Genomic DNA, 4,436 nt, shown 5'->3' with positions numbered 1-4,436 from the left:
GATCAGGATTCATTAACGTATCAATTGTTGCTTGAATAGCACCACAATGGCTATGCCCCAATACAACAACAACTGGACAGTCATAGCGTTCTGCCGCGAACTCAACACTACCGACTTGTGAAGGAGCAACCACATTACCAGCAACACGGATTACGAATAAGTCACCAAGACCTTGATCAAATACCATTTCTGCTGGAACACGTGAATCTGAACAACCTAATACAATCGCAAACGGATTTTGATCCTTTGCCATTTCAGCGCGTTCATGATGCGATAAGGTTTTTGCAAGGGAACTATTTCCATTTACAAATCGTTGATTACCAGCTTTCAGACGATCTAAAACTTCTTGCGCGGTAGGCATTTTATATTTCCATTGTTTTTTCAAGGTTGGAAATCATTTTAATGTGTCAAAATTTGAATGTCACTGACAAAAAATTAAATCCTTTTCCATGAAAAAATTTAAAAATACGATCTCTATTTGAATGTAATGTTTATCGCAAATTCCTTACTGTTTAGCGAAAAAATAGACATACTTTGGTTCTCGGATTGACTATAATTTTTCTCCTTTTGATCATTTGGCAAATGACTCATTGGCAAAGTTTTTCAATAATTTTCAAACTCGCTTATGCCTCAAGGATGAAATCTTATGACGACGCTGTTTGTATCAACCAAAACGACCATAAAGAAAACAGCTATGGCTCTTGCCTTGGCTTGTGGCCTTACAACAATAACAGGTGTTTTTCAGACGCAAGCAGCTGATACCATAGATATAAACTTTCAGAATATTTTACAGCAAGAGCGCAGTTGGGCAGGTTTACAAAGTAAAAGTTTAAAAGTTGGCGAGGTTACATGGTCATATAGTGAAGGTGGTTCTACTGCTAAACCGACGTTGCTCCTTATTCATGGATTAGGAGGGAGTCGTGATAACTGGAACCGAGTTGCGCGTTATCTCACAGCAAATTACCACGTTATTATTCCAGACTTACCGGGTAGTGGTGAAACCTTAGTTGCACAGGATTTCGACTACTCAGTACCTAATCTTGCCGAAAAGTTACGTCGATTTGTTGAAGCTGCCAATTTAAAAGGCCCAATTCACATTGCTGGCCACTCACTTGGTGGTTCGATTGCCCTACTCTATGCTGGACAATATCCATTTGAAACCAAAAGTCTATTCTTGGTTGATAGTGGCGGTATTTTCCGCTCTGCAAATACAATTTATCTAAAAGACCCAGCCTACTTAAAACAACTTTTAGTCTCTAAAAAAGGTGACTTTAACTATTTGTTAAAGCAAACCATGTTTAATCCTCCATTTATTCCTAAAGAGTTCCTTCAAGCTCAAGAAAAGCTCATGATTAATCAGGCTCCTCAAACGCAAAAACTGGTTGATCAGCTTATTGCACTCAATAAAGTCTATACGCCAGATTCATTTGCAGTGCTCACCAAGACAATCGATGCACCAACACTGATTTTATGGGGCAAGCAAGATAAAATTATTAACGTAGAAGTAGCAACTGAACTAAAACGACTTTTAAAGAATGCCCAGCCTCCAGTTATTTTAGAGAATGTCGGCCATATGCCAATATTGGAAGCCGAGCAGCTGGTTATTCAACAATATGTACCGTTTTTACTTAAAGTAGAAACAAATCAGTCTTTAAAAACGACTACACCTTAAATAAAACTTCGGACTTGTGAGACCTTATGTCTACCCAACCGCTTATAGAAAAACTCATTGAAGCTCATCTTGATTTTTTAGATGAGGAATTTGCTCAGCCCCAAATCATTCAACAAGAATTTGAGCAATTTTATCATTGGTTGGGTAGTCGGCAACTACAACACCTCTGGACCTTTGAACAAATCCAGCAACTGATTCAAAAACAGATCTTAGAAACTCCCGCTTCTGATTTTCTGCTTGAACAAATTGCAGAACATATTCGCTTTGCACTTATTCATCCAGCTAATGAAAATACAACAATTGAAGATGTTATTCCTGTTTTAACAATTGATGGAATTGCGCAATACGTTGCAAGTAAAGAAGAGCATCGTAAAAAAATCATTAAAACGATTGTGAATAATCCTGCATTTTCAGCACTCTTGACTCAATTGATTCAACAAACAATGCATGATTACTTAGATGAATCAATGTCAAAACGTGTGCCGGGTGTAGGCCGTTTTATGAAAATGGGGAAATCTGTTCTAGAAACAGTGACTGATTCAAATCTAGACGACACGATTAATCATTATTTGCAAAAGAATATTTTAAAACTGAGCCAAATGAGTGAGCGCGTTTTAAATCAACATTTTGACAATGAAAAGCTCTATCATTTTCAGGCAAATGTTTGGCATAAAGTTAAATCTATGCCACTTTCTGTTTTGAAAAACTATGTAGAAGTTCAAGATTTATCAAAAACTGTAGGTTTAGGACACGAGATTTGGGATCACATTCGTCAAACTGATTACCTGAAACAACAAGTCCATGATGGTATTTACACGTGGTATGTTCGAAATCAGGAACGTAATTTTGACTTATTACTGCGTGATCTCAATATTAATGAAAGTTTAATTCAACATGAACTGACTCAGTTGCTTGTGCCCGTATTACAGCAATTAGCTACAACGGGACATTTAAGACGTCGTGCCCGTGTTTACCTAGAAAAATTTTATTATTCTGAAAAAGCATTAAATATTATCAATAACAAAGGCGCTTAAAGCGCCTTTGTTATCTGTCTTGATTAGAAAGAATATTTTAAAGAAGCGTAATAAGCTCGACCTGGCTCATTGTAGGTTTGGCTGATCGAATTACTATCTCTTAAAATTTGTTTATCAAACAAGTTGCTTACGCCAACACGCGTACTAATATTGTCTGAAATTTTATAACCAACATTAATTCCAGCAGTGCTATAGCTTTTTACAGTACTTGGCTTAATCGCAGAATTTGTTCCACCTGAACCAATGCCCGATTCGAGTCTATTTTCAGCAAACTGACGAGATTTTTGACGGCCATATTGAGTGAATACAAAATTCACATCTAACTGATCTGTAATGTCGTAATCAAAAATTGAGTTAATCGTATAATTTGGTACTAAAGATAATGGGTTACCCGTTTGCTTATCTTTCGAGTCCATCATGTAAGTAAAGTTATTGGTCCAACGAATATCGCCAAAGTCTAATCCCAAACTTCCTTCAAAACCTTGAATTAATGCTTTAGGCGTATTTTCCCAACGTAAGATATTCCACTTGGTATTGGTCACAGCTCCTGTATTTGCATTGGTGCTTGAACCATCAACTGTTCCGACAACATTTGTACCGGCCACAATCTTATCTTTATAGTCGTTACGGAACCAAGTTAAGCTCGCATTCACGATATCTTTTTGGAACTGGATACCGAGCTCTTTGTTTACCGAAGTTTCTGGTTTTAAATCACCATTACCTTGCAACAAGCACCGTGACTCAATATTGGCCGGGCAACCATTGCCATTCGTACTGAGTAAGTATCCTTCGGCATTTTGATACATGTTTGGCGCTTTATACGCTTTTGCTACCCCACCTTTTAAAGTGAAATAATCATTAAGTCTTTGAGTAATGTTTAAGCTTGGGCTCCAGTTAGAACCAGATTTGCTGTGATCATCGAAACGTAAACCTATTACGGCATCGGTGCTGTCGGTAAGTTTTAAGTTATCTTCGATATATGCAGAAGCAATACGTGATTCCATTTTACTGCGATTGCCTTTAGCTAATTGATCGCCATAACCTGAACCGCTGCTGTCTGCTCCCTGATTTGTCGAGATATTATCTTTAAATCTGTCTTCAACCCATTCAGTACCGAGTGTTAATACGTGTGGTACATAATATTCAAAAGGAATATTGGCTTCACCATTTAAACGAAGAGTTTCTAAGCGTGAAGTGGCTTTGTCATCCAGATTATTAATTTTTCCTTCTGTGCTGCCGCCCAGACCTTCAGGAAGACGTTTATTGTGAGTTTTATCATATTGAGCAACTAACTTACTTTTACCCCAAGACCAATCCCCTTCATGCGTTAATGCATAACTATCGCGGTACATGGTATTGGTTTCTTTACCAATAAGTTCCGAAAGAATCGCATCCGCTTCAGCATTTGCATTTAACTGAGAGTCACCAGAATAAATATTACCTTGTTTGCTAGAAGATACATCAAGTAAGACAGTTTGTTGATCTGTTGCCTGCCAAGCTAAACGGCCTGAAATATCTTTATTTTTAACACCTTCACGACCAGCTGCGGTACTGCCTATTGATTTATTAATATCGACATCGTCAGCTTCTGTTTTATTGTAATTACCATATAAACGATAAGACAAAACGTCTTTAATCAATGGCCCACTTACGTTAAAGCCAACACGATTTGATGCACCTTCTTTAGAGTCTTCAGGTTGTGAAGTATAAAACTCTACTGAGCCATGGGT

4 protein-coding genes are annotated in these 4,436 nt (G+C 37.6%); 2 read left to right on the top strand and 2 right to left on the bottom strand.

Features of this window, described 5'->3' with window-relative positions; all coding sequences use genetic code 11:
- The coding region (locus tag UC75_RS21380) for a carbonic anhydrase (protein ID WP_322842897.1) at positions 1-361 on the bottom strand (361 nt) is incomplete at its 3' end.
- Positions 362-646: 285 nt separating this feature from the next.
- Between UC75_RS21380 and UC75_RS11595 the strand changes: the two genes are divergently transcribed.
- Both UC75_RS11595 and UC75_RS11590 read left to right on the top strand, forming a co-directional pair.
- Complete coding sequence (locus UC75_RS11595; protein WP_049837686.1) at positions 647-1,672, top strand: alpha/beta fold hydrolase; 1,026 nt, start codon at positions 647-649, stop codon at positions 1,670-1,672.
- Between the two features lie 26 nt (positions 1,673-1,698).
- The gene (locus UC75_RS11590; protein WP_049837685.1) at positions 1,699-2,706 is read left to right on the top strand and encodes a hypothetical protein; all 1,008 of its coding nucleotides are present in this window, start codon (positions 1,699-1,701) and stop codon (positions 2,704-2,706) included.
- Between the two features lie 23 nt (positions 2,707-2,729).
- Here UC75_RS11590 and UC75_RS11585 read toward each other — a convergent pair.
- The coding region (locus UC75_RS11585) for a FepA family TonB-dependent siderophore receptor (RefSeq protein ID WP_228137310.1) at positions 2,730-4,436 on the bottom strand (1,707 nt) is incomplete at its 5' end.

Source organism: Acinetobacter sp. V2 (genome assembly GCF_001188385.1).
Classification (GTDB): domain Bacteria; phylum Pseudomonadota; class Gammaproteobacteria; order Pseudomonadales; family Moraxellaceae; genus Acinetobacter; species Acinetobacter oleivorans.
The sequence above is the reverse complement of the archived record's forward strand: the minus strand, read 5'-3'. Positions and strand labels throughout refer to the sequence as shown.

Bases quoted from the DNA above. Each gene is read 5' to 3' on its own strand.
- UC75_RS11595 (WP_049837686.1), top strand. From the start codon at position 647: ATGACGACGCTGTTTGTATCAACCAAAACGACCATAAAGAAAACAGCT.
- UC75_RS11590 (WP_049837685.1), top strand. From the start codon at position 1,699: ATGTCTACCCAACCGCTTATAGAAAAACTCATTGAAGCTCATCTTGAT.